Origin of the sequence: Thioalkalivibrio sp. HK1 (assembly GCA_000583135.1) — a bacterium.
In the GTDB taxonomy this organism is placed as follows: Bacteria; Pseudomonadota; Gammaproteobacteria; order HK1; family HK1; genus HK1.
Map to the genome: position 1 here is coordinate 1 of JFBG01000002.1, position 23601 is coordinate 23601.

The 23601-nt window shown below is 59.5% G+C and carries 23 protein-coding genes; 14 read left to right on the top strand and 9 right to left on the bottom strand.

Annotated elements, in window-relative coordinates; translation table 11 throughout:
• A partial coding sequence (gene ribD, locus BF99_RS0100455; RefSeq protein WP_025769295.1) for a bifunctional diaminohydroxyphosphoribosylaminopyrimidine deaminase/5-amino-6-(5-phosphoribosylamino)uracil reductase RibD occupies positions 1–379 on the bottom strand: 379 nt, incomplete at its 3' end.
• A gap of 83 nt (positions 380–462) precedes the next feature.
• Entirely contained in the window at positions 463–2961 is a 2499-nt protein-coding gene (locus BF99_RS21695; protein WP_025769296.1) for a DUF3772 domain-containing protein, read from the bottom strand.
• A gap of 179 nt (positions 2962–3140) precedes the next feature.
• Here BF99_RS21695 and BF99_RS0100470 point away from each other — a divergent pair, with 179 nt between their 5' ends.
• Entirely contained in the window at positions 3141–3740 is a 600-nt protein-coding gene (locus BF99_RS0100470) for a DUF938 domain-containing protein (protein ID WP_231471265.1), read from the top strand.
• Between the two features lie 86 nt (positions 3741–3826).
• Here BF99_RS0100470 and BF99_RS0100475 read toward each other — a convergent pair whose 3' ends face one another.
• The gene (locus BF99_RS0100475) at positions 3827–4954 is read right to left on the bottom strand and encodes a CaiB/BaiF CoA transferase family protein (protein WP_025769298.1); all 1128 of its coding nucleotides are present in this window, start codon (positions 4952–4954) and stop codon (positions 3827–3829) included.
• Positions 4955–5456: 502 nt separating this feature from the next.
• On the opposite strand from BF99_RS0100475, the gene pncA reads away from it, so the two are divergent.
• From pncA to BF99_RS0100565, 12 genes are all read left to right on the top strand, one after another.
• A complete protein-coding gene (pncA, locus tag BF99_RS0100485; protein WP_025769300.1) occupies positions 5457–6059 on the top strand; it encodes a bifunctional nicotinamidase/pyrazinamidase in 603 nt (200 codons plus the stop codon).
• Positions 6060–6321: 262 nt separating this feature from the next.
• Complete coding sequence (locus tag BF99_RS0100495) at positions 6322–7068, top strand: YebC/PmpR family DNA-binding transcriptional regulator (protein ID WP_025769301.1); 747 nt, start codon at positions 6322–6324, stop codon at positions 7066–7068.
• A complete protein-coding gene (ruvC, locus tag BF99_RS19860; protein ID WP_081759002.1) occupies positions 7069–7728 on the top strand; it encodes a crossover junction endodeoxyribonuclease RuvC in 660 nt (219 codons plus the stop codon).
• Positions 7725–8333: a Holliday junction branch migration protein RuvA gene (gene ruvA, locus BF99_RS0100505; protein ID WP_025769303.1), complete on the top strand. Its 609-nt coding sequence runs from the start codon at positions 7725–7727 to the stop codon at positions 8331–8333. The genes ruvC and ruvA overlap by 4 nt, the downstream gene beginning before the upstream one ends.
• Positions 8333–9415, top strand: coding sequence for a Holliday junction branch migration DNA helicase RuvB (gene ruvB / locus BF99_RS0100510; protein ID WP_051482725.1), 1083 nt, complete (start codon positions 8333–8335; stop codon positions 9413–9415). The genes ruvA and ruvB overlap by 1 nt, the downstream gene beginning before the upstream one ends.
• Positions 9416–9686: 271 nt before the next feature.
• Positions 9687–10361, top strand: coding sequence for a protein TolQ (gene tolQ, locus BF99_RS0100520; RefSeq protein ID WP_025769305.1), 675 nt, complete (start codon positions 9687–9689; stop codon positions 10359–10361).
• A 171-nt stretch (positions 10362–10532) separates the two neighbouring features.
• Positions 10533–10937, top strand: coding sequence for a protein TolR (gene tolR, locus BF99_RS0100530; protein WP_197018978.1), 405 nt, complete (start codon positions 10533–10535; stop codon positions 10935–10937).
• On the top strand, positions 10934–12979 hold the full coding sequence (tolA, locus tag BF99_RS21700; protein ID WP_025769307.1) for a cell envelope integrity protein TolA: 2046 nt from the start codon (positions 10934–10936) through the stop codon (positions 12977–12979). The genes tolR and tolA overlap by 4 nt, the downstream gene beginning before the upstream one ends.
• A 1-nt stretch (position 12980) precedes the next feature.
• Entirely contained in the window at positions 12981–14303 is a 1323-nt protein-coding gene (tolB, locus tag BF99_RS0100540) for a Tol-Pal system beta propeller repeat protein TolB (protein WP_025769308.1), read from the top strand.
• A gap of 118 nt (positions 14304–14421) precedes the next feature.
• A complete protein-coding gene (pal, locus tag BF99_RS23620) occupies positions 14422–15231 on the top strand; it encodes a peptidoglycan-associated lipoprotein Pal (protein WP_231471267.1) in 810 nt (269 codons plus the stop codon).
• An 8-nt stretch (positions 15232–15239) separates the two neighbouring features.
• Positions 15240–16142 carry a tol-pal system protein YbgF gene (gene ybgF / locus BF99_RS21705; RefSeq protein ID WP_231471269.1) on the top strand — a complete coding sequence of 301 codons (903 nt, stop codon included), beginning with the start codon at positions 15240–15242 and terminating at the stop codon, positions 16140–16142.
• 205 nt (positions 16143–16347) lie between these two features.
• Positions 16348–17421 carry an AI-2E family transporter gene (locus BF99_RS0100565; RefSeq protein ID WP_025769312.1) on the top strand — a complete coding sequence of 358 codons (1074 nt, stop codon included), beginning with the start codon at positions 16348–16350 and terminating at the stop codon, positions 17419–17421.
• A gap of 253 nt (positions 17422–17674) precedes the next feature.
• On the opposite strand, the gene BF99_RS0100580 is transcribed toward BF99_RS0100565, so the two are convergent.
• The 6 genes from BF99_RS0100580 to BF99_RS0100610 all read right to left on the bottom strand — a co-directional run bounded on the left by BF99_RS0100580 (position 17675) and on the right by BF99_RS0100610 (position 21865).
• Entirely contained in the window at positions 17675–18184 is a 510-nt protein-coding gene (locus BF99_RS0100580; protein WP_025769313.1) for a PTS sugar transporter subunit IIA, read from the bottom strand.
• A gap of 39 nt (positions 18185–18223) precedes the next feature.
• Positions 18224–18616, bottom strand: a complete 393-nt coding sequence (gene hpf, locus BF99_RS19885) for a ribosome hibernation-promoting factor, HPF/YfiA family (protein WP_025769314.1) — start codon at positions 18614–18616, stop codon at positions 18224–18226.
• A gap of 115 nt (positions 18617–18731) precedes the next feature.
• Positions 18732–19457: an LPS export ABC transporter ATP-binding protein gene (gene lptB / locus BF99_RS0100590; RefSeq protein ID WP_025769315.1), complete on the bottom strand. Its 726-nt coding sequence runs from the start codon at positions 19455–19457 to the stop codon at positions 18732–18734.
• A 118-nt stretch (positions 19458–19575) separates the two neighbouring features.
• Positions 19576–20136, bottom strand: a complete 561-nt coding sequence (lptA, locus tag BF99_RS0100600; protein ID WP_081759010.1) for a lipopolysaccharide transport periplasmic protein LptA — start codon at positions 20134–20136, stop codon at positions 19576–19578.
• Positions 20114–20761 carry an LPS export ABC transporter periplasmic protein LptC gene (lptC, locus tag BF99_RS0100605; protein ID WP_025769317.1) on the bottom strand — a complete coding sequence of 216 codons (648 nt, stop codon included), beginning with the start codon at positions 20759–20761 and terminating at the stop codon, positions 20114–20116. The genes lptA and lptC overlap by 23 nt, the downstream gene beginning before the upstream one ends.
• 105 nt (positions 20762–20866) lie before the next feature.
• Positions 20867–21865 carry a KpsF/GutQ family sugar-phosphate isomerase gene (locus tag BF99_RS0100610; protein WP_025769318.1) on the bottom strand — a complete coding sequence of 333 codons (999 nt, stop codon included), beginning with the start codon at positions 21863–21865 and terminating at the stop codon, positions 20867–20869.
• 453 nt (positions 21866–22318) lie between these two features.
• Here BF99_RS0100610 and BF99_RS0100620 point away from each other — a divergent pair, with 453 nt between their 5' ends.
• A complete protein-coding gene (locus tag BF99_RS0100620) occupies positions 22319–23461 on the top strand; it encodes an aminoglycoside phosphotransferase family protein (RefSeq protein ID WP_025769320.1) in 1143 nt (380 codons plus the stop codon).
• Positions 23462–23601 lie beyond the last annotated feature (140 nt).

Consider the following 23601-nt stretch of genomic DNA (forward strand, 5'->3'; position numbering starts at 1 on the left):
GGACCTCGATTCCGGCGGACTCGAGTTCGGCGAAACCGGATCCGCCGACCACGGGATCGGGATCGCCGACGGCGGCGACCACACGCACCACCCCGGCCTCGATCAATGCCTTGGTGCATGGCCCGGTGCGCCCGACATGACAACATGGCTCCAAGGTGACATAGGCGCATCCCCCCCGGGCCTCGAGTCCCGCATCCTCGATGGCGTGGATTTCGGCATGGGCCTCGCCTGCGAAACGATGCCAGCCCTGGCCGACGATCCGATCCCCTTTGGCGATCACGCATCCGACCCTCGGATTCGGATCGGTGGTCCAAAGACCTCGCCGGGCGAGATCGAGGGCGCACCGCATCATGCGCAGATCCCTTTCGTGATCGCTCATCCGAAATCGATCTCCTTCATGGACAACGAAAGATCATTGGGCACGATCCCCCGATCGCATCGCCCTCGGCGGGGGTTTTGCGATCAATTCTGAATATGAACGACCCGCTGCGGAAAGGGAATTTCGATGCCCCGCTCGCGAAAGCGCCGCAGGATGTCGAAGCGCAGATCGGTGGCCACCAAAAAGATATTGCGGGCATCGGGAATGAAACAACGCAGCTCGAAGTCGAGGGAACTGGCGCCGAAATCGTTGAAAAGCACGAAGGGGGCGGGGATGCGCATCACCGCGGCATGGGAATCGGCCGCTTCGAGCAGGGTCTTTCGCACCAACTCCGCATCGCTGTGATAAGCGACCCCGACGGGGATATCGATCCGAGCCACCGCATCCCGATAAGTCAGGTTGATCACCGACGAGGAGAGCAGCTCGGCATTGGGGATGATGACCGAATAGCGCTGAAAGGTCTCGATTTCGGTGGCCCGCACCTTGATGCGCTGCACGAAACCCTGGTGCTCGCCGACCCGAATCCAATCCCCGGCCTTGACCGGACGCTCGATCAGCAAGATCAGCCCGGAGACGAAATTGTTGACGATATTTTGCAAGCCGAAGCCGATACCCACCGATAGCGCCCCGGCGATGATGGCGATATTCGAAAGATCGATCCCGATCACCGAAATCGCGGCCAAGGAGGCGATGAATAGCCCGGCATAACCGACCGAAACCTTCAGGGAATGCCGTATCGAGGGCGTCAGACGGGTTTGGGGGAAAAAGCGACGCTCGAGCACCCCTTGCAACCAGCGCGTGAACGCCAGCAAGATCACGAAAAGGAGCGCACCGACCAATAGATCGAGCACCGAAAGTCGAAGCGAGCCGATCTCGAATCCACCCAACGCCGCCTGCCCCCACTCCTTGAGATCTCCTCGGGCAATCCCCCACTGCAACGACAAGCCGATGACAAGAACGGGCAAGAGCAGGAATTTGGCGGCCGCCATCAGCCAAAAGCGGAGCATGATATCGGTGTCATCGAGCGATCGGGATGGCCCGGGGCTCGATTCGCCTTGTGCCGACGCGCTCGGATCCGCAAGGTGGCGGGCGATCAACGCCGCCGTGATCCCTTCGCGCACGAAACCATGCACGATGACCGCAATCCCCACGATGGCCACGGTGGCGACGAGGTTGATCGCCAGATAACTCGCCAAGGCATCGAAACCTGCAAGGGCCAGCGGCGGCACCGGGATCGCAAGCGCCAAGACCAAGGCGCGAAAGCGGATGAAATGCGAGGACACCGGGCGCTGCGCCCCTGCTTTATCGATCGACGATCCATCGATCGACAATCCACCGGTCGCGGATCCATCGGGGCCAAGCGCATCCTCGCCGACCTGCGCCGCCGGCCGAGGCTCGAATCGCCAAAGACGGCTCGGGAGAAGGAATAAAAGCCCGGTCACCAACGAACAATCGGCCACCAACGACGCCAACGCCCCGAGCTCGCGATCCACTTGGATATTGCGTGCAAGGGGATATTCGATCGTGTAGAGGGTCGCGGCTATCCCGGCGAGGATCATGATGCGGCGATGGAGCGATCGAGCGCTCGCATCGGAAAGAGCGGCGATACGCCATCGATCCGCTCCGGGGGCGAGAGCGGCATATCCGATACCGCCGATGCAAGCGACGATCGCCGTCGCCGTCAAGAAGGCGATAACGATATCCCCGATAAAGGTCCGCTCGAAGCTGCCGAGGAGGAATGCGAACAGCGCGATCGAGCACCCCGATGCAAACAATCCGCCGCGGGCGATGGCGGAAAGAAGCGCGAAACGAATACGAAAGGAGGGTCGGTACGCCCGAGTGTTTTGCAGATCATCGATGCGCCGAAGAAGGCGGGAACGAAGTGCGACCAAGATCAGAAAGACGAATATGAGAAGCGGGATGATCCATTCGGCGAATCGGCGCTCGGACGATAGCGGCGGCCACTCCTTGCGCAGTGCCCGCACCATCTTATGGGCGGCATCGGCGAGCTGCGTCGGTATTCGATGCAACGCCGGCCAAGACAGGGGGGATGGGGTGCGTTCGAACACCTCGCGAGCGCTTTGGGCGCGCAAGCGGTAGGCGATCTGCGCCCGCGCTTGCTCCGCCCGCACCAAGATCAAATCCAACTGCTTGATGCGACCGGCGCCCGCACTTCGACGCCTTTCCAACGCCGAGCGCCGATCCGAAATCGCCTTCGGCTCCGGCGGGGATTCAAGGTCGGGTCGCGCACCCAAGGCATCGAGCTGCTGCAAGATGGCGGCGAGCTCCCGCTCCTCGACGGCCACCGCCCGCATCGCTTCTTGGCGAACGATGTCGATCTGCGCTCGTAAGGCTTTCAACGACTCGGGCTCCGCCTCGGCGCCGGCCAAGGCCCGGCTCGAGCGATCCAATAGATCGTGCCAGCGAATCAGGTGCTTTTCGACGCTCACTTCCTCCCCCGATGGATCCCCCGCTTGCGCCAAGGCCCGCCGATCCCCTTCGAAAAGGAGATTCGCCGACAACAGGAATGGCATCGAGGCAAGGGCGAGGGCTATGCGGCGTTTGAAAGAAAGGGCGGGCATCGTTATCGATCGATCATGGTCGAAAGTCGAAAAATCCGATCTTGAAAGACTCGGGGTGAATGGGGCGAATCGCTTCATATCGCAAAGTACGATGCGATATCCTCGTCTATCCTTTTATAAAGCACGCAGATATCATCTGGCTTTTTCGTCCGCCTTGGATTCGATGGAGACCTAAGATCTTGGACAAACCCTTCGCCCCCGCCTGCGAGAGAAATAAAGAGCCGATCTTGGAAGCGCTGCGCCGCATCTTCGCCGAGACCGGAAGGATCCTCGAGATCGGCAGCGGTACCGGGCAGCACGCGGTCCATTTCGCCGCCGGTCTGCCGCATGCGATCTGGATGACCAGCGACCTGCCGGATCGACATCCGGGGATCCGCGCTTGGCTCGCAGGTGCGAATCTGCCCAATCTCGAGGCCCCGCTGACGCTCGATGTCGCCGATCCTTCGTGGCCGATCTCGCACTGCGATGGCATCTTCAGCGCAAATACCGCGCACATCATGCATTGGCCGCAGGTGGAAGCGATGTTTCAAGGAGCGGGGAATATCCTGCCCCCCGCCGGACGCTTCGTCCTCTACGGACCATTTTCTCGCAACGGACGCCATAACAGCGCGAGCAATGTCGCCTTCGATCGCGACCTGAAAATGCGCGATCCGATGATGGGAATTCGCGACATCGACGCCTTGGAATCCTTGGCGCATGATGCGGGCTTTGAACTCGAAGAGGATATCGCATTGCCCGCCAACAACCGTATCTTGACATGGCAGGCCGGCGCATCTTGATCGAGCCCTTCCTCGCCCTCGCCCGGATCATGGTGCCGTCGATCGAAAGGCGAGCGCGCCGAATTCCGCTTTACTCCTTCGAGCGTTCATATCGCCTGAACGGCGCGCAGGGCCTCGATTTCATCCGCATCGAAACCGAGTTCTCGGAGCGTTTCATCGGTATGTTCGCCGGCGATCGCCGGGGGGATCGATAGCTCGCACTCGGTGCGGGAAAATCTCGGCACCGGCGCCGGTTGCACCGTCCCTTCAATCTCCACGAAGGAGCGGCGCGCGATATTGTGCGGATGCTCGGGGGCCTCGGCCATATCGAGCACCGGAGCGAAACAGACATCGCTGCCCTCCATCAGATCGCACCATTCCCGACGGGTTTTGCGTGCGATGACCTCGGCCAGTTCGCGCTTGAGTTCGGGCCAAGCCTTGCGATCCATCGAGGTGTCGAAGGCGGCGTCGCACAACCCCGCCTTTTCGCGCAGTTCGGCGTAAAAGCGCGGTTCGATCGAGCCCAAGGCGATGTACTTGCCATCGCGGCAACGATAGGTGTCATAAAAATGCGCGCCGCTATCCAATAGGTTGGTTCCCGGTTCGAGCGACCACATCCCCCGGGCGTACATCGCATAGATCATGGTCATCAGGATCGCCGAAGCCTCGGTCATGGCGACATCCACCACCTGCCCCTTGCCCGATGAGCGCGCTTCCATCACCCCCGCCACCACCCCGAGCGCCAAAAACATCCCGCCACCGCCGAAATCGCCGACCAGATTCAGCGGCGGCACGGGCGCCTCGCCCGCGCGGGCGATCGAAGCCAAGGCCCCGCTAAGCGCGATATAGTTGATATCATGCCCCGCCGCCGGAGCCAAGGGACCGCTTTGACCCCATCCGGTCACCCGCCCGTAGACCAGCTTCGGATTGCGCTCGCCGACGACCTCGGGCCCCAAGCCCAAGCGCTCGGTCACGCCGGGTCTGAAACCCTCGATCAAGGCATCGGAGCGCTCGGCCAAGCGCAACACCACCTCGACGGCTTCGGGCTTTTTCAGATCCAAGGCGATCGAGCGCCGCCCGCGTTTCAACGCATCCCGGCGAGAACCGCTGCCCGCCGCACTGCGGCGATCGACTCGGATCACCTGCGCTCCCATATCGGCCAAGACCATGGCCGCAAAAGGGCCGGGACCCAACCCCGCCAATTCGATGATACGTACGCCTTCGAGCGGTCCCATCGTTCTCACCTCGGGGTCGATGCCCTCGTTTCGTCTTGACTCGTTTCGCTTTGATAAAGCATTTACCCTCGCCCTTCGCCGCATCGCTTCGAAGCCGGAGGGGTATCGGCGAATCGCTTTTTAGGCTTCCCGGCAACCGGGCTCCTGTCGATATCGTCGACGAGGGCGCCATGGATCTGCGCTTTCGGCACTCCCGCCGCTTCGAGATCGAAGATCCTTCACGATCGCATCGACGGTCGAATCCGGCGATAATCGCACAAAGCGCATCGAACGCCGAACTATCCATGATGATCCGCACCCGCTCGAAATCCGCGTTTTTTTCGAAAGCCGTTTTTTTGAAAGCCTTGCAATCTTATGATCGGACCTTCCGCAAATCCGGCGAATCGTTCCGCGAAAAAAGAACGATTCGATGCGATCGCTCTTTCGAGTCTTTGCGAACTTCGCAAATGCCACCACCGACCGAGATCTGCGATGTCCTTCGACGTATCGGGATATAAATCAAATGAAACAAGCCCTGCTCGTTATCGATGTACAAAATGACTTCTGCCCCGGCGGCGCTCTGGCGGTCGACAAGGCGAACGAGATCATCGAACCCGTCAACGCCGTCATGAGGGATTTCGATGCCGTGATCCTCACTCAGGATTGGCATCCGGCGAACCACGCCTCCTTCGCTTCGAATCATGCGGGGGCCGCACCCTTTTCCGAGGTGGAAATGTCCTACGGCCCTCAAATACTATGGCCGGATCATTGCATCCAAGGAACGAAGGGAGCCGAATTTCATCCCGATCTCGATACCGATGCCGCCGATATGATCCTGCGCAAGGGCTTCGATCCTTCGATCGACAGTTACTCGGCCTTTTTCGATAACGATCACCGAACCCCCACCGGATTGGATGGTTATCTGAAAACGCGCGCCATCTTCGATTTGACGGTGGTCGGTCTGGCCACGGATTTTTGCGTCAACTATTCGGTGCTCGATGCCCGCCGCCTCGGCTACGATGTGAAGGTGCGAGGCGATCTATGTCGGGCCATCGATCTCGATGGCTCGCTTGCAAAAGCGATCGAGGGCATGAGATCGGCGGGGGCTGTCATCGACGAGCGATAAGGGATTGGGCAACGACGGGTGAACACGAGACGGCGCATCTTCGAGGATCGACGAGGATGCGCATTTTGATAACATTCCCTTTGGATAGCATTCTTCCCAAGAGGCTTCGACGAACGATTGTGCGAAATCCATCGACGAGATCCATCGGCGAAGCCCGTCGAGAACAATCGATCGATGGGCCGGGCTTTCAATGGACTCGGTTTGCTCGGCGATCTCTTCCTCCTCGACTCTTCCATCACCCATCACCGACTCCATCACCGACATGGCCGGCCATTCCAAGTGGGCAAATATCCAGCATCGCAAGAAGGCGCAAGACGCCCGGCGAGGCAAGCTGTTCACCAAACTCATCCGCGAAGTGACCATCTCCGCTCGAGACGGCGGCGGGGATCCGACGGGTAATTCGCGACTGCGGCTGGCGATGGAAAAAGCGTACGCCGGCAACGTTCCCAAAGATACGGTGGAGCGAGCGATCCGACGCGCCACCGGTGAGGCCGGAGCCGATACCCTCGAGGAAGTCCGCTACGAGGGATATGGCCCGGGAGGCACGGCGGTGATGGTCGATTGCGTCACCGACAACCGCAATCGCACCGTTGCCGAGGTCCGCCACGCCTTCGGTCGCTGCGGCGGCAACTTGGGAGCCGGGGGCTCGGTATCCTATCTATTCACCCGCACCGGGGTGATTTCTTTGGGGCCCAAAACCGACGAGGAGCGATTGATGGAAGTGGCGATCGAGGCCGGCGCCGATGACGTCATCGCAAACGAGGACGGTTCCTTCGATATCATCACGAACCCCGATGGCTTCGAAGAAATCCGCAAGGAGTTGATCGCATCCGGATTCGAGCCCGAGCAATCGCAAGTAACGATGCGGGCGTCGAATCACGTAAGTCTCGACGCCGGCAACGCCGAAAAAATCATGCGCCTGCTGGATCTGCTCGACGATCTCGACGATGTGCAGCAGGTCCATTCCAATGCCGATATTCCCGACGATATCCTGGACTCGATCGGCTGAATGTCCACGGGATCGAAAACAGTGCGAATCATCGGCATCGATCCGGGTTCGCGATCCACCGGCTACGGCATCCTCGACAGCGACGGCCCCAAGCTCCACCACGTTGCCAGCGGCTTCGTGCACAGCGCCGGCGGGACTTGGCCGCAGCGCCTGTTGACGATTTTCGATGCCTTGGGGGATCTCATCCGAACCCATGCCCCGGATGAATTCGCGATCGAGCAGGTCTTCGTCCATCGCAATGTCGCCTCCGCCCTCAAACTCGGACAGGCGCGGGGGGTGGCGATCCTCGCGGGGGCGACGCATTCGCTTGATATCCACGAATATTCACCGAACGAGATCAAGCAAGCGGTCAGCGGGCGCGGGCATGCCTCCAAGCAACAAATCCAGCACATGATCCGAATGCTCCTTTCGCTGCCCGAGCCCTTGCAGCCGGATCGGGCGGATGCCTTGGCCACCGCGATCTGCCATGCGCATTTACGAACCTCCTTCGCGCGGCGCGCCCGCTTGGCCTTGGCCAAAAAACAAGGCGGGGAAACAACGCGATCGAGCGCAGACAAGCACGAGGGCGCGCCCCTGTCGCCGAACGCCGCTTCGCCCCCTTTCGGACGCCGACCGAGACCTCGCTCGTTCAAGCATCGCCCAATCGAGGTGAATGAATGATCGCTTGGATACATGGGGTTCTGCGCGAGAAACACCCCCCTTCGTTGATTGTGGAGGCCGGCGGGATCGGCTACGAGATGCAAGCGCCGATGACCACTTTCGGCGCCCTGCCCGAAATCGGTCGGGAGGTATCGCTGCACCTGCACCATCTGGTGCGCGAAGACGCCTCGCAGCTCTTCGCCTTTCAATATCGTCGGGATCGGGATATCTTTCGTCAACTGCTGCGCGTCGGCGGTATCGGGGCCAAACTCGCCTTGGCGATCCTGTCGGGGATGGAGGCGCAGGAATTCGTCCGCTGCGTGCTTCAAGGCGATAGCGTGCGTCTTGCCGGTCTACCCGGGATCGGCCGCAAAACCGCCGAGCGCCTGGTCATGGAACTGCAAGATCGATTCGGATCGGAGTTCGCTGATCTGGCCACCGACGAGCGGATCCCCCAAAGCCCTTCTGTTGCGGCGAACAAACCGGCGGCGGAGGCGATCAAGGCCCTGATCGCCCTAGGTCTCAAGCCCCCCGAAGCCACCCGCCGGGTCAGTCAAATACCGGATAGGGAAAGCCTGCCGAGCGAGGAGATCGTACGTATCGCCTTGCGGGGGATGGCCCGATGATGGCCGCCGGAAAAGAGGGCACGAACGAGGCCGACTTCGAACAAGCCGATCGGATCGTCAACGCCCGACAAAAACCCGAAGATCGATTGCTGGACCGCAGCGTTCGTCCGCGTTTTTTATCCGAATATCGGGGCCAGCCCAAGGTCGCCGAGCAGATGGGGATCTTCATCGAAGCGGCCCGGCGCCGGGAAGAGGCGATGGATCATCTGCTGATCTTCGGCCCCCCGGGGCTGGGCAAGACCACCCTTGCGCATATCGTGGCCAACGAGATGGGGGTCAATCTGCGCCAGACCGCAGGACCGGTCATCGAGCGCTCCGGCGATCTCGCGGCCTTGCTGACCAACCTCGAAGCCAAGGACGTGCTCTTCATCGACGAGATCCACCGTCTCAATCCCGCGGTCGAGGAGATCCTCTACCCCGCGATGGAGGATTACCAGCTCGATATCGTCATCGGCGAAGGGCCGGGGGCGCGCTCGATCAAACTCGATATCCCCCCCTTCACCCTCGTCGGGGCCACCACCCGCGCCGGGATGCTGACCTCCCCGCTGCGGGATCGCTTCGGCATCTTGCAGCGCCTCGAATTCTATTCCGTCGCCGATCTCGCCCATATCATCCGGCGCTCGGCGGATATCCTGGGGGTCGATATCTCCTCCACCGGAGCGAAGGAAATCGCCTCTCGCTCCCGCGGCACCCCTCGCATCGCCAACCGTCTGTTGCGTCGTATCCGCGACTACGCCGATGTGCGGGCCAAGGGGCAGGTCGATCTCGAAACGGCTGGATCCGCCCTCGATCTATTGGATGTGGATGCAAGCGGGTTGGATCCGATGGATCGCAAATTGCTGCTGGCGATCATCCGCAAATTCGATGGCGGGCCGGTCGGGGTCGACAATCTCGCCGCCGCCATCGCCGAAGAACGGGACACGATCGAGGATGTCATCGAGCCCTATCTCATCCAACAGGGATTGCTGATGCGCACCCCCAGAGGGCGCATCGCCACCCGCAGCGCATGGGAGCATTTCGGATACGAGATGCCGAAGGGCGAGTCCGCCGAGCCCGAGCCGGATCTCTTCACACGGACTTGAGAATTTGAACGAAGATGCCATCGGGAAAGCATCTCATCATCGAAAAAAATGCGCGTCAAGGGCCCTTCCATGCCTTGATTCCATCTTCGAAACCCCTCATCGAGCCAAATTTTCGGCCCTTGGGAATCGATGGGCTTTCGATAGTTTTCGACGATCATCCGTCATCGATGTCTATACGGGATTAGAATCCCCCTTTATGGATGCCCGTGTGTTTGTAAAAATCATTCCGGGGCGAAACCTCCAAACACCGACTTCGAAGGAAGTTTGAATCTTGGATACGGATCTCTCCCTCATCAAATTGATGCTCGAAGCAAGCATCGTGGTTCAGCTCGTCATGATCGGGCTGTTCGTGACCTCCATCGCCTCTTGGACCGTCATCATCCACAAGCGCTTCTCCATCCGCCAGACCATCAAGATCGCCGACCGATTCGACGAGCAATTCTGGTCGGGGGTGGAACTCATCGAGCTTTACAATCGCTTGGATCGACGCCAGGAATTGCTCAAAGGGATGGAGATGATCTTCTACTCCGGCTTCAAGGAATACGGCCGGAGGAAGAATGTGGAGGGCACCGATCCGCGCGAAATGATCGAAGGGGCCGAGCGCTCGATGCGAACCGCCCTCGTCCGCGAGATCGACGATATGGAAAGCCATCTCTCCTTCCTCGCCACCGTCGGATCGACCAGCCCCTATATCGGCCTCTTCGGCACGGTCTGGGGGATCATGAATTCCTTTCGCGCGCTCGGGACAGTGCAGCAAGCCACCATTTCGATGGTCGCCCCGGGGATCGCCGAGGCCTTGATCGCGACCGCCATGGGGCTGTTCGCCGCGATCCCCGCGGTCATCGCCTATAACCGCTTGGTGCACGATGTCGAGAGAATGAACAACCGCTACGATAACTTCGTGGAGGAATTCTCGGCCATCTTGCAGCGCCAAGGCCGGAGTTGATTTCAAAAGCGAAGACCGGCGATCGAGCGTGTTTTTTCGATCCCATGTCGGCGGATCGATAACGAATCTCGCTCATCGATTTGAAATTTCACATCCTCGCCTCGATATCGTCTCCATCATCGAAAGGAATGCCTCTCCATGCAAAAACGGCCGCGTATCCGACGACGTCCGATGAGCGAGATCAACGTTGTTCCCTATATTGACGTGATGTTGGTGCTGTTGGTGATCTTCATGGTCACCGCCCCTCTCCTTTCGCAGGGCGTCAAGGTCGATCTACCCCAAGCGGCGGCCGAACCCTTGGATACCAGACAGCAAGAACCGCTGGTGGTCACCGTCGATTCCGCAGGACTTTATTATCTCGATTTCGGCGATGATCGAGGGGATCCCGTCGATCCGGCGACCCTCGCGGCTCGGGTGGCCGCCCTGCTTCGCCATCGTCCGGAAACATCGGTGGTGGTGCGCGGGGATCAGAATGTCTCTTATGGGACCGTGGTGAGCCTGATGACCATATTGCAGCGCTCCGGGGCGCCGAGCGTGGGGCTGATGACCGAGTTCTCCGGGAACGACGATCGATGAAAGGGCCTTTTCGCCTGCTGCCCATTTCCCTTGCGATCTTGCTGCATGCAGTGATCGCCGGGATCCTTTTGGTCAGGCTGGAATACCTCCCCGTCTCTTTTTCGAGCCGCACCCTTTCCTCGACGGAGCCGGTCGAGGCGGTGATCATCGACGAGGGTCTGATCGCCGAGGAAATCGAGGAGTTGCGTCGCCAAGAGGAGGCCGAGCGAGCCGAGCAGTTGGCCGCGCTTGAGAAAGAGCGAGCCGAGCGGGAAAAGGCCATCGCCGAGCTGGAAAAGAAAGAGAAGCGGGAAAGGCAGCGATTGGCTGAGCTGGAAAAGAAACGCAAAGAGGAAAAGGAGCTGGCCGAAGCCGAGAAAAAACGTCTGGAAGCCGAGAAAAAGAAAGCCGAAGAGGAAAGCAAGAAAGCCGCGGCCGAGAAAAAACGCTTGGAGGCCGAGAAAAAGAAGGCCGAAGAGGAGAGCAAGAAAGCCGCAGCCGAGAAAGAACGCTTGGAAGCGGAAAAGAAAAAGGCCGAGGAGGAACGAAAACGCGCCGCGCTCGCCCAAGAAAAGGCGGAAGAGGAGCGAAGGCTGGCGGAGCTTGAAAAACAACGCACCGAAGCGGAAAAACAGCGCTTGGAGAATCAAAGAAAAAACGCCGAGATCGCCGCAAGGAAGGCCGAGGAGGATCGGCTACGCAAAGAGGCATTGGCCAAACAACAAGCGGAGCAAGAGCGAAGGCAGGCCGAGATCGCAAAACAGCAAAGACAACAGGCCGAGGCCGAACGGCAAGCCATCGAGGTCGAGAAGCGGCGCGCCGAAGCGGAAAAACAGCGCATCGAAGCCGAGCGCCGACGCATCGAAGCCGAAAGAAAACGGGTCGAGAGCGAACGTCAACAAGCCGAGGCCGAAAGACTCCGGGTCGAAATGGAAAAACGGCGCGCCGAGGAAGACAAACTGAAAGCCCAAGAAGAACAACGAGCGGCCGAACTCGCCCGACAACAAGCCGAACGAGAGCGGCAAATCATCGAAGCGGAAAAACAACAAGCCGAAGAGGATAAGCGGCGCGCCGAGGAGGAAAGACAGCGGGTGGAGGCCGAGAAGCGGCTCGCCGAAGCCGCCGGAGAAAAAGCCGAAGCCGAGCGCCAAGCGGCGGAACTCGCCCGACAACAAGCCGAGGTCGATCGACAAAATATCGAGGCCGAGCGGCAGCATGCCGAGGCGGAAAAACAACGCGCCGAGGCCGAACGGCAACAAGCCGAGGCCGAGCGGCAGGCCGCCGAGTTCGCCCGAGAGCAAGCCGAGGTCGAGCGGCAAAATATCGAGATCGCAAAAGAACGCGCCGAGACGCAAAGGGCGCTCGTCGATGCCGAGCGGCAAAAAGCCGAAGCCGAACGCCAAGCGGCCGAGGCCGCTCGTCAACAAGCCGAACAAGAGCGACAAAATATCGACGCCGCCCGAGAAAAGGCCGAAGCCGAGCGCCAAGTGGCCGAGGCCGCTCGGCAGCAAGCCGAGGCCGAGCGGCAAAATATCGAGATCGAAAAAGAACGCGCCGAGGCCGAAAAAGCGCAAATCGATGCCGAGCGACAAATAGCGGAAGAGGAAAGACAAAAGGCCGAGGCCGCCCGACAACAAGCCGAAGCCGAACGCCAAAAGGCGGAAGCCTTGGCTCGACAACGGGCCGAAGAGGATCAGCGCCTGACGGAGGAGCAGCGCGCCCTTGCCGATGCCATTCGAAGCGACGAAGAGCGGCTCGAAAGAGAGCGCAACGCCTTGATCGAGGCGGCGCGCAAACGATATGTCGACGCCATCCGTCGCAAGATCGAGGGCGAGTGGATCAGGCCTCCTGGCACTCCGGACGGACTGTTATGCGTGGTCAAGGTGGAGCAGTTGCCCGGCGGTGAAATCGTGAGCGTGGAAGTGCTCAATAGCAGCGGCAACCCCCTTTTCGATCGCTCGGTGGAGGCCGCGGTGCGGGCGACCGGAATCCTGCCTGCGCCCTCGGATCCCTCGATTTTCGATCGCGAGATCGTGATCACCTTCGCCCCCGAGGGAGGTTAGGATGCCGATCGCCTCGATTCGGGTGCTCGCTCTATTGTCGCTGTCGGTGGCGCTTGGCTTCGCAAGCGGCGCCGAAGCGGTCATCACCTTCAAGATCACCCGCAGCAGCGATGCCAGTCAACCGATCGCGGTGATTCCTTTCGCTTGGCAGGCCGAGCGAGGGGATTCGCCGAATGCGGATATGGCATCGATCATCTCATCAGATCTCGCAGGAACGGGGCTTTTCGATCCCCTGCCCTTCGAGGATCTGCCGAGTCGTCCCACCAGGCACGATGAAATCGAATTCGGGGATTGGCGATTGCTCGCCGCCCGCTATCTGGTCATCGGCAGTATCACCTCGGGGGCCGATGGCCTCTATGTGGTGGAATTTCGCCTTTATGACGTACCGCTCCAAGACCAGCTGACCGCTCTTCGCATCACCTACCCGGCGAGCGAAACCCGACGGGTGGCACACCAGATCGCGGACGAGATCTACTATGAAATCACCGGGGTGCGAGGCGCTTTCGATACCCGGATCGCCTACATCACCGAACAAAAAAGCGATGACGATTCCTCGACCTATATCCTCAATATCGCGGATATCGACGGCCATGCACCGCGCGCGGTTTTGGAGTCCGACTCGCCGATCATGTCCCCCTCCTGGTCTCCCGACGGAAGCCATCTGGCCTATGTATCCTTCGAATCCAACCGCCCGGCGATCTATGTTCAAGAGGTATCCACCGGACTACGGGAATCCTATGTTTCCTTTTCCGGCATCAACAGCGCTCCCGCTTTTTCTCCCGACGGGGAATCCTTGGCGATCGTGCTTTCGAAGGACGGCAATCCCGAGATCTACGTCATGGATTTAAAATCCAAGGATATAAGGCGCCTGACCCGCAACAGCGCGATCGATACCGAACCCTCGTGGTCTCCGGACGGTCGCCATCTGGTATTCACCTCGGATCGGGGCGGCAGGCCGCAGATCTACCGTATTTCCTCCCAAGGCGGGCGGGCGGAACGAATCACCTTCCAAGGCAGTTACAATGCCCGTGCGGTTTATTCACCCGACGGGAAAAAACTCGCTATCGTCCATCGAGATGGATCATCCCGTTTCCGGATCGCCTTGCTCGATCTTCGAACCCGATATTTGCAGATCCTGACCGATTCGAGGCTCGATGAATCACCCTCTTTTGCCCCGAACGGCAGCATGATCCTGTATGCTACAACGACCGTCGGGGGACAATCCGCTCTCGCGGCGGTCTCCGCTGACGGAAGCGTTCGCCAGCAGCTGGCCGACCAACCCGACCGGGTGCGCGAGCCGGCATGGTCGCCCTATCGTGACTGAACAAGCATCGGGATCGCCTTGAAATTCCTCCAAGACCGATCCCGCTTGGTGCATCGGGTCTGAAATTTCATTATTCATGGCCAGACGGCTGAATGCGCTAACCGAGGAGAATTAAACCATGTCTCTTTCCCTGTTCAGGCTCGCTCCGGCTATCGCCTGCACCCTAATCCTCGCCGCTTGCGGCGGACAACAAGCAACCAATCCGGAAAATATGTCATCTTCCGCGCCGAGCATGGTGGGCAATGACGGCTCCTCCGCCACATCGAGCGGTCTCGATAGCGGCAGTGGCAGCGCTGCCGGGCTTTCAAACTCCCAAGGCGGGGGCTCCTCCGGCGCCGACTCCGGATCGAGTTCGGGCTCGGACAGTTCGGGATCGGGTTCAAGAACGGATGGCGCCTCCGACTCGCCGAGCATGTCGGGATCGGATTCCGGATCGGGCTCGGGCTCGGGCTCGGGTTCCGACTCCGGATCGAGCGCAAGCTCGGGCAGCGATTCGGATTCCCAAAGCAGCATGTCGGGATCGGATTCGGGATCGTCGAGCGGGCAACGAAGGGGGATGGGACATCCCTTGGACGACCCCGATAGCATATTGGCGGATCGCATCATCTACTTCGCCTTCGATTCCAGCGATATTCCCGGCCGGGCTCGGGCCATCGTCGAAGCCCATGCGATTTACCTTGCGGAAAATCCCGGGGCCCAAGTCACCCTCGAAGGTCACGCCGACGAGCGCGGAACCCGCGAATACAATATCGCGCTCGGTGAAAAACGGGCCCGGGCGGTACGCCAGCTGATGGCATTCCTCGGTGCGGCGGGACAGCAACTCGATACCGTCAGTTATGGCGAAGAGCGCCCGGCGGTCGAGGGTCAGGATGAGGAATCATGGCAGCTCAACCGCCGAGTCGAAATCGTCTACACCTCCAGAGAATGATGAAATTCATGCGATCGATACGATTGTTGACCTTGGCAGGGATATTCGGCGGAGCGATCGGCATCGCTTCGCCGATATCCTCTTTTGCCCAAAACGCGATCATCACCCCGACCACCTCGCCGGTCCCCGATACCCGCGATATCGACGAGCGCCTCAAACGTCTCGAGCGTCTTTTCGAATCCGGTAGCCTGTTGAATCTCTTCGACGAGCTACAAAATCTCAGCGCGGAAGTGCGCGACCTCGAAGGCCGCATCGAGGAACAAGAGCATCGAATCGAGCGTTTGCAAGAGACCTTGGACGCCCAGATCCTGCGCTTTTTGGAGATGGAAAAGGAACTAAAAGCACTCGAATCGAAGCAATCGTCCACCGCCGGGGATTTATCGGCGGATTTATCGGCAACGGATATCGAGACTGCGTTGGATGCGTCGGCCGACGCATCCACCTCCGACACCGGAGCGGGCGATGCTGCCGACGGTGAATCCGGCAATACGGCATCGGCACCCGCACCGAGCCTTTCGGACAATATCGCCGAACAACAAGCCTATCAAAGCGCCTTCGCCTTGCTCAAAGCACGGCGCTATGAGGATGCTTCGATCACCTTCCGGCAATTCATCGAAGACTATCCGAACGGCAACTACGAGGGAAGCGCCCGCTATTGGCTGGGGGAAACACACTATATCAAGCGGGAATACGAGACCGCTTTGCAAATTTTCAAACAATTAGTCGATCGCTATCCGGGTAACTTGAACGCCTTGAGAGCCATGCTGAAGATCGGCTATATCCAAGATACCCTCGAGAACCCCGAAGAGGCGATACAAACGCTAGAAAGCCTGATCGATCGCTACCCCGATTCAAGCCAAGCCGACCTTGCAAAAAAGCGATTGCAGCGCATCCAACAACAGCGTCAATGACGCTCCTCGTCTTTTCGATCGCATCGGCTTTGGAACGATGCCATCGACTACGGGTCGACAACGGGCTATCCACTTGGCCATCCGGCATCGACCGATATCCCCTATCTCGCCCTTGGCATCGGTGAATCGCTCATCCAAGAACCGGCAGGAGAGTGGCCGGCTCCAAAAAGGCGGTCGAGAAAAAATCGACATCTAGGGCGACTCCATGACCGAAACGATCAAAGCGTGGATCGATCGCTATTTCTCCGACCCGCAAGTCATCAGCCTTGCGGCGGTGCTCGTCGGTGGCTTTGCGATCATCTATTTCGCCGGGGGAATGCTCGCCCCGGTTTTTGCCAGTATCGTCATCGCCTATTTATTGGAAAGTCTGGTCGGTCTGCTCGAACGAAGCCGCCTGCCGCGCTTGGTCGCGGTGTTGGTGGTTTTCATCGCCTTCATGACCCTTTTGCTCTTCGTCATCTTCTGGCTGATCCCCTTGCTCTCATCCCAAGCAAGCGAACTGCTGCAGCAGCTCCCCGCCATCTTGGGGGGTGGACAGGAGTTGCTCTTGGCCCTTCCCGAAAAATATCCGGATCTGATATCCAAAGCGCAGGTCACCGACCTCATCGCTCAGATCCGTACCGAAGCCTTACGATTCGGGCAGCAAGCGCTGGAGGTGACCTTTTCCTCGGCATTGGGGATCCTCGCCCTGCTCGTCTACCTGATTCTGATGCCTTTGATGGTCTTCTTTTTCCTCAAAGACAAGATCGCGATCATCGAATGGGTGAAGAACTTCCTACCCTCGGATCGGAGTCTGACGGGAAAGGTATGGGCGGATGTTGATATCCAACTCGGCAACTATGTTCGAGGCAAGGTGATCGAAATATTGATCGTATGGATCACCTGCTATACGACCTTCGCATTGATGGGGATGCAGTTTTCGATGCTGCTCGGAGCATTGGTCGGATTATCGGTGGTGATCCCCTATGTCGGGGCGGTAACCGTGACCTTTCCGGTGGCCATCATCGGCTATTTTCAGTGGGGATTCTCCGACGACTTCGCATGGCTGATGATCGCCTATACCATCATCCAAATCCTCGACGGGAATGTCTTGGTGCCCTTGCTCTTCTCGGAAGTGGTCAATCTGCATCCGGTGGCCATCGTGGTCGCGGTATTGGTCTTCGGAGGGTTGTGGGGGTTTTGGGGGATATTCTTCGCAATCCCCTTGGCCACGGCGGTGCAGGCGATCTTAAAATCTTGGCCCCCGGCGAGGATGCCCGGCGACGAAAATCCCGCCTGATCGAAAAAACACGAGCCCGATATGGAACCAAGCATATTAAAGAGCCTTGCGCCGCCGAAGCAAAAAACCGCCGCTTCGTCGAGCCGAATCGATCGCAAAGCGAAGGATCGCCTCCCCCATTCGTTGATATGAAGATCCGGCATCGATCCTTGTGGCATGTCGGCGGATCGATACTCGCTCTTTCTTGGCCTTTCTTGGCCTACTCCTTCTCGGCTTTTCCCCCGCCTTGCGCCTTGGCTTCGATAATCGCGTTCTAGGCCTTCGCCGTCGCGCCTTGCTTGCTCGTATTGCGGGCGGCATCGATGATGATCCGACGGATTTGCCCCGGCTCGCTCGAAGAGCGCAGCGAGTCGCGCAGCCCCTGATCCGAAAGAAGACCGGCGATCAGCGCAAGGACCTCGAGGTGTCGCCGGTTATCTTCCTCCGAGGCCCGGGGCAAGAGCAAGCCGAAAACGATATCGACCGGATCTCCGTCCGGGGAGTCGAAATCCACCCCCTCGGCCAGCTGCAAGAAAACGGCGCAAGCGCAGCTCACCCCTTCGACACAGGCATGGGGCAAAGCGCATCCTTGGCCGATACCGGTCGAACCGTGGTGTTCTCTCTCGACGAGGCGATCGAAAACCATCCCCGAGTCGGATAGTCGATCATCCTCGCAAGCTCGGGTCATGGTCTCCGCCAACGCTTGGAGCACCCGTTTGCGGCTGGTCGCCGGTACATCGCAAAGCACGCTCTCGGGAGCGAGGATATCTTCGATCATATTCATGGAAGGCTCTTCATATCCGTCGAATGACGCCGCCCAAGGCTAGGCGTCGTCATCCATTCTGCCTTCCGATTCTCCCGGTTCATCCGACTCCTCCGGTTGTCGAGCGGTTTTTTCTCGAAGGGCATGGTTGTCGACCTCGGCTCGATGATGATCGCTCTTCTTATCCTTATGCTTGCGTACCTGACCATCGATTCGATCGATCAAGACGGTGATGGCACCTCGAATATCGGGATGCGATGCCTCGGCAAACATATCCGCCCCCGCCACATGCCATGTCGCCTCCGCCCGATGGGTCTGCTTTTCGGCCGAAACGATGACATGCATATTGGTGATCTGATCGAAATGGCGCGCAACCCGCTCGAGCTTTTGCATGACAAAAGAGCGAAGACCGGGGCTTACATCCACGTGGCGTCCGGTGAGATTGATGTGCATGGCGATATCCCTTGTGATTTGATCGAAGAATCGGTCGTCCGACGAAGAGTGTCGCAATTTCGATGTAATCGCAACCATCCCCTCGAACGCCGTACTCGGGCTTTGAAAAATGCACTCACATTCGGAACTCCTGACCTAGATAGATATCACGTACCTGAGGATCGCCGAGAACGGTCGGCGGATCACCCTCGGAGATGATCGAACCCTCGTTGACGATATAAGCCCAGTCGCAGATCGTGAGCGTCTCTCGGACATTGTGATCGGTGATCAGAACCCCTATCCCCCGTTCGCTCAGATGATTGATGATACGCTGAATATCCAAGATCGATATCGGATCCACCCCGGCGAAGGGCTCGTCCAAGAGCATGAACTGAGGTTCGATGGCCAATGCCCGGGCAATCTCCACCCGTCGTCGCTCCCCCCCGGAAAGGCTCTCTCCGCGCTGCTCGGCAAGGTGGGAAATCTGGAATTCATCCATCAGGCTCGCCACCTGCCGCTCTCGTCGGGCGGCGTCGATATCGCGCCGGGACTCCAAAATGGCCATGATATTGTCGCGCACCGAGAGCCTGCGAAAAACCGAGGGCTCTTGGGGAAGATAACCGAGCCCCATCCGCGCCCGCACATGCATCGGGCGATCGGTCAGATCCCGCCGATCCAATCGCACGCTTCCCTCGTCGCAAGCCACAAGACCGATGATGATATGGAAGCTGGTCGTCTTGCCCGCTCCGTTCGGCCCCAACAGACCGATCACCTCGCCGCTTCGTACCGCAAGGCTGACATCGCTTACCACCTGACGACGCCGATAGCGCTTGGCGAGATTTTGCGCAACCAAGGTAGCCATGATCGAAAAAGGGAAAGGAGGTCTCGAAAAGCGGGCTTTCGATCCGGCGATGCGCGATCGAAAATACCGCAGATCCCGATGCGATTCGCCCTCGTCGTTCCCCTGACCTGTACGAAATCTAATCCCTTCGATCGATGGTGATTCGAACGCGCCCGGATGCCTCATCACCCGAGGAAGTACCATCGGTATTCCCGAAGGCGCGAAAGCTCGAATTTTGCACGTCGTAGACCAATCGCTCCGCCCGCACCTGATCCCCGCCCTCCTCATAACGAGCCTGCCCGGTCAGCACGACCTGCTCCTCGCCGATGCGATATTCCACCTCGTTGGCCCAAGCCTCTCGGTAGGTATCGGCCCCTTCGGGGAGCTGACGAATATGGGCCGGGGTCCCGGTGGCGATCATCCTCGTGGTCCGATCGTTCGCATCGAAGTGGACGACCACCCGTTCGCCGAGGATCCGAAGGGTCCCCTGCTCGATGATCACATCGCCCTCATAGACCATCATCCGTTCGCGATTGTCGCGCTCGGCCCGATTCGCCTCGATGGTGATCGGCTCGTTCGAGTCGGTGGAAAGGGCAAAAGCGAAGGAGAAGAGGATCCACAAGATCGCGGCGATCGAAATCCTTTTCGCCGCCGATGGCGCCGGGGGTCGAATCCGTTCAGAGGGTGCGGTCGAGTTCATCGATGCGAGTGCTCACGCGAGACAAGAGGGTGAACTTTCCCTCGTTCAGCCAAACGCGAAGTCCTTTGCCTTGCGTTCGACTGCCGGGGGTGCGAATGGTAACGAATGCATCGCTACCGGCATAGCCTGTGGCGGGTCGGATCTCGAGTTCGTCGACCACGATATCGATGGCCCGTTCTCGATCGGATTCCCCATGGGCGAAGACATCGAAGTCGGCGCCGTCGACCTTCGGATCCTCCTCGCGCCAGATATTGACCCCGCCCGCAAGCCGCACTATCCGATCGTCCCCATCGCCATCGACGGTAGCCGATGTCGATTCATCGAGCGGAAGGATCCACCCTCGATCCGAGCGCGCCCACCAAATCCCGTCGCCATCGGGGTCACGAAATCGATAGCGAGGCTGCGCAAGCCGGCTCCTACCGTCTTGATAATGCACCAAAGATTCCGCCTCGAGTCTTCGCTGCGGGCGTCCTCGATCATCCATTTGCACCGAGACGAAACCCTCGACATAGGCATCTTGCACCGGCTCGTCGGCAGAAGGGGGCGACAAAGGCTCCACCTGACTTCCTTGCAGCACCCAGCCGATCGCCAAAGCGGCGACCACCAAAAAAGCGGCGATCGACATCCGTCGACCACCTTCTCTTCGAGATCGCCCGCCGGATTTTACCGAGTCGTCCGGCGCCGATTGCACCCTCGTTCGCCTCGATCTGCCGATGAGCGGAAACGCCATTCAAAGGATCCTCGCTCGCAATAGATCGTGCATATTCAACGCCCCCACCACCCTTTTGCAAGCATCGACCACCGGCAAGGCGTTGATCGCACGCTTTCGCATCAAGCGCGCGGCCTCGGTGGCCAAGCGATCGGGGGCGATGCTGATGCAATCGGGAGTCATCAAGCGATCGATGGGGGTGTTTTTGAGATCGAGATCGCGGGCCAAGGCCCGGCGCAGATCGCCGTCGGTGAGTATGCCGATGATTCGATCCTCGATATCCACAACCACCGTCATCCCCAAACCCGATCGGGTCATCTCGACCAAGGCATCGGCGAGAGATCGCTTCGTCCTCACCTTGGGGATATCGTCGCCGGTGTGCATCACATCGCTTATTCGCAGCAACAACCGACGCCCCAACTTTCCACCGGGATGAGAACGCGCGAAGTCATCGGATCCGAAACCCCTTGCCCGCACCAAGGCCACGGCCAAGGCATCCCCCATCGCCAATGCCGCGGTGGTGCTGGCGGTGGGAATCAGATTCAAAGAGCAGGCCTCGCGCTCGACCGAGACATCGAGATGCACATCGGCCTTTCGCGCAAGGCGGGAGTGCGGATTCCCGGTCAGGGCGATCAAGGGCACCTTCAAGGTCTCGAGGGCCGGAAGGATCGCAAGCACCTCATCGCTCTCACCGGAGTTGGAAAGTGCGATCACCGCATCTTGATCGTCGATCATGCCCAGATCGCCATGCATCGCTTCCGCGGCATGCACGAAGAGCGCCGGTGTTCCGGTACTGGCAAGGGTCGCGGCGATCTTGCGTGCGATATGGCCGGATTTACCCACTCCGATCACCGCCGTTTTGCCGCGGGTGTCGATGATCATCCGGCAGCTGCGCACGAATGCATCGTCCACCCGTTCGACCAAGCCCAGCAATGCTCGGGCCTCGATCTTCAGCGCTTCGACAGCCGCATTTCGCAGCGCGGCATCGTCGATGGATTCGACATCGAGCAAAGGGGTCATTGGCTGATATTCGATCGCGATATCGCCCGCGAGGGGCCATCAAACGAAGCCGAGGACGAAGGGGATGTCGAGAAACGACCGGGCGAAAAGCGATCGCGGGAATCGACGCTGGCCCGCAATTTTACATGACGCCATCGCCGATTCCATCTTCTTGCACGGCGGCGCCCGCAACGAGCGGTATCGGAAAATATCGAATCCCGATACGGATCGAGGCCGATGATGCGGACAGGCGATGATGATGTGCGAAAGAACCCGATCGTCGATGCCATCGCAAAGACAAGCCTCGAGACCACCGTTCGCACAGGTAGAATTCGCCCTATCAGAGAAAAGTATCGACGATCGATCCCTCGCAGCCGGCGGCGGCGCACGATGATCGAGCGATCGAGCGAACGATCTCCGGGGCAAGGAAAAAACCCGCCACGAAAAAGCCGAATCGATTTGCGCAAACGATCCATGCCTCTATCCATCACCACCGATCCGGCCATCACCACCGATCCGGCGTCCCGACGAGCCGAACTCATCGACTGGCTCGGCGGGATTCTCGATATGTCCTCGGTGGAGCGAGCGTCTTGCGATGCGAGTTTTCGCTCCTACTATCGCGTGGAAAGCACCGCCGGCTACCGGATCGCCATGGACGCCCCGCCGCAAATGGAGGATTGTCGCCCCTTCGTGGCGATAGGGGAATTGCTACGGCGCGCAAATCTTCGGGTTCCCGCTCTTTATGCCCAAGATATCGAAAGGGGCTTTTTGCTGCTCGAAGATCTGGGCCATCGCAGCTACTTCGATATCCTTGACGAGGATAACGCCGATGCCCTCTACGAGGCCGCGATCTCCTCCATCGTCGCCATGCAATGCCGCATCCCCGCAGCGCGGGTGCCACCCTTCGATGCCACTCTTTTACGCACCGAACTCGATCTCTTCACCGATTGGTTCTTGGCCGAGCACTTGAGGATCGATCTGCCTCGAGATCTGCGAAGCGCCGTCGTCGAATGCTTCGACGATCTGATTCGAATCTGCCTCGAACAACCCCGGGTTTTCGTGCACCGCGACTACCACTCGCGCAATCTGATGGCGATGGCCGACCGATCCTTAGGGGTGGATTCGAAAGCGACGACCCGCTCGCAGGCTATCTCGCAGACCCGACAAGGATCGACCCCGCCCCTCTCCCCCGGCATCATCGACTTTCAAGATGCGGTGGCCGGCCCGATCACCTACGATGCGGTCAGTTTGCTGCGCGACGCCTATATTCGATGGCCCGCCGAACGGGTACGCCGGTGGGTGGATCGCATCCATGAACTCAGCGTGGCCCATAGGCTTATCCCCGCCGATCGCGCCCGCTTTCATCGCTGGTTCGATCTCACCGGGATCCAGCGCCATCTGAAGATCGTCGGAATTTTCGCCCGGCTATGGCATCGAGATGCCAAGGCTCGTTATCTCGACGATATCCCGCCGGTCCTTGCTTACCTGGCCGAGATCGCCCCCCTTTATCAAGAGAGCGAGGCCATCGCTCACCTGCTCGAAGGCTTCGACCTCGCCGAGCGAGAAAAAGAGGCGCGGCAGCGAATTCTCGCCGAGAAGGAAGTCGTCTCGACCTGATTCGAAAAAAAACCGAGCCCTTTCGAATGGCGAAGCGCATGAAAATCGCAGCGAGCGATCTTCGCAACGGATACTCGCCCTATCGCCTGTAATCGGCGCTTGCACTGCCCGCTTGCACTGCCCGCTCGCGCTTGGGACCC

Coding starts and splice junctions, on each gene's coding strand:
- BF99_RS21695 (WP_025769296.1), bottom strand. CDS start 2,961: ATGCCCGCCCTTTCTTTCAAACGCCGCATAGCCCTCGCCCTTGCCTCG.
- BF99_RS0100475 (WP_025769298.1), bottom strand. CDS start 4,954: ATGGGACCGCTCGAAGGCGTACGTATCATCGAATTGGCGGGGTTGGGT.
- pncA (WP_025769300.1), top strand. CDS start 5,457: ATGAAACAAGCCCTGCTCGTTATCGATGTACAAAATGACTTCTGCCCC.
- BF99_RS0100495 (WP_025769301.1), top strand. CDS start 6,322: ATGGCCGGCCATTCCAAGTGGGCAAATATCCAGCATCGCAAGAAGGCG.
- ruvC (WP_081759002.1), top strand. CDS start 7,069: ATGTCCACGGGATCGAAAACAGTGCGAATCATCGGCATCGATCCGGGT.
- ruvA (WP_025769303.1), top strand. CDS start 7,725: ATGATCGCTTGGATACATGGGGTTCTGCGCGAGAAACACCCCCCTTCG.
- ruvB (WP_051482725.1), top strand. CDS start 8,333: ATGGCCGCCGGAAAAGAGGGCACGAACGAGGCCGACTTCGAACAAGCC.
- tolR (WP_197018978.1), top strand. CDS start 10,533: ATGAGCGAGATCAACGTTGTTCCCTATATTGACGTGATGTTGGTGCTG.
- tolA (WP_025769307.1), top strand. CDS start 10,934: ATGAAAGGGCCTTTTCGCCTGCTGCCCATTTCCCTTGCGATCTTGCTG.
- tolB (WP_025769308.1), top strand. CDS start 12,981: ATGCCGATCGCCTCGATTCGGGTGCTCGCTCTATTGTCGCTGTCGGTG.
- pal (WP_231471267.1), top strand. CDS start 14,422: ATGTCTCTTTCCCTGTTCAGGCTCGCTCCGGCTATCGCCTGCACCCTA.
- ybgF (WP_231471269.1), top strand. CDS start 15,240: ATGCGATCGATACGATTGTTGACCTTGGCAGGGATATTCGGCGGAGCG.
- BF99_RS0100565 (WP_025769312.1), top strand. CDS start 16,348: ATGACCGAAACGATCAAAGCGTGGATCGATCGCTATTTCTCCGACCCG.
- BF99_RS0100580 (WP_025769313.1), bottom strand. CDS start 18,184: ATGAATATGATCGAAGATATCCTCGCTCCCGAGAGCGTGCTTTGCGAT.
- hpf (WP_025769314.1), bottom strand. CDS start 18,616: ATGCACATCAATCTCACCGGACGCCACGTGGATGTAAGCCCCGGTCTT.
- lptB (WP_025769315.1), bottom strand. CDS start 19,457: ATGGCTACCTTGGTTGCGCAAAATCTCGCCAAGCGCTATCGGCGTCGT.
- lptA (WP_081759010.1), bottom strand. CDS start 20,136: ATGAACTCGACCGCACCCTCTGAACGGATTCGACCCCCGGCGCCATCG.
- lptC (WP_025769317.1), bottom strand. CDS start 20,761: ATGTCGATCGCCGCTTTTTTGGTGGTCGCCGCTTTGGCGATCGGCTGG.
- BF99_RS0100610 (WP_025769318.1), bottom strand. CDS start 21,865: ATGACCCCTTTGCTCGATGTCGAATCCATCGACGATGCCGCGCTGCGA.
- BF99_RS0100620 (WP_025769320.1), top strand. CDS start 22,319: ATGCCTCTATCCATCACCACCGATCCGGCCATCACCACCGATCCGGCG.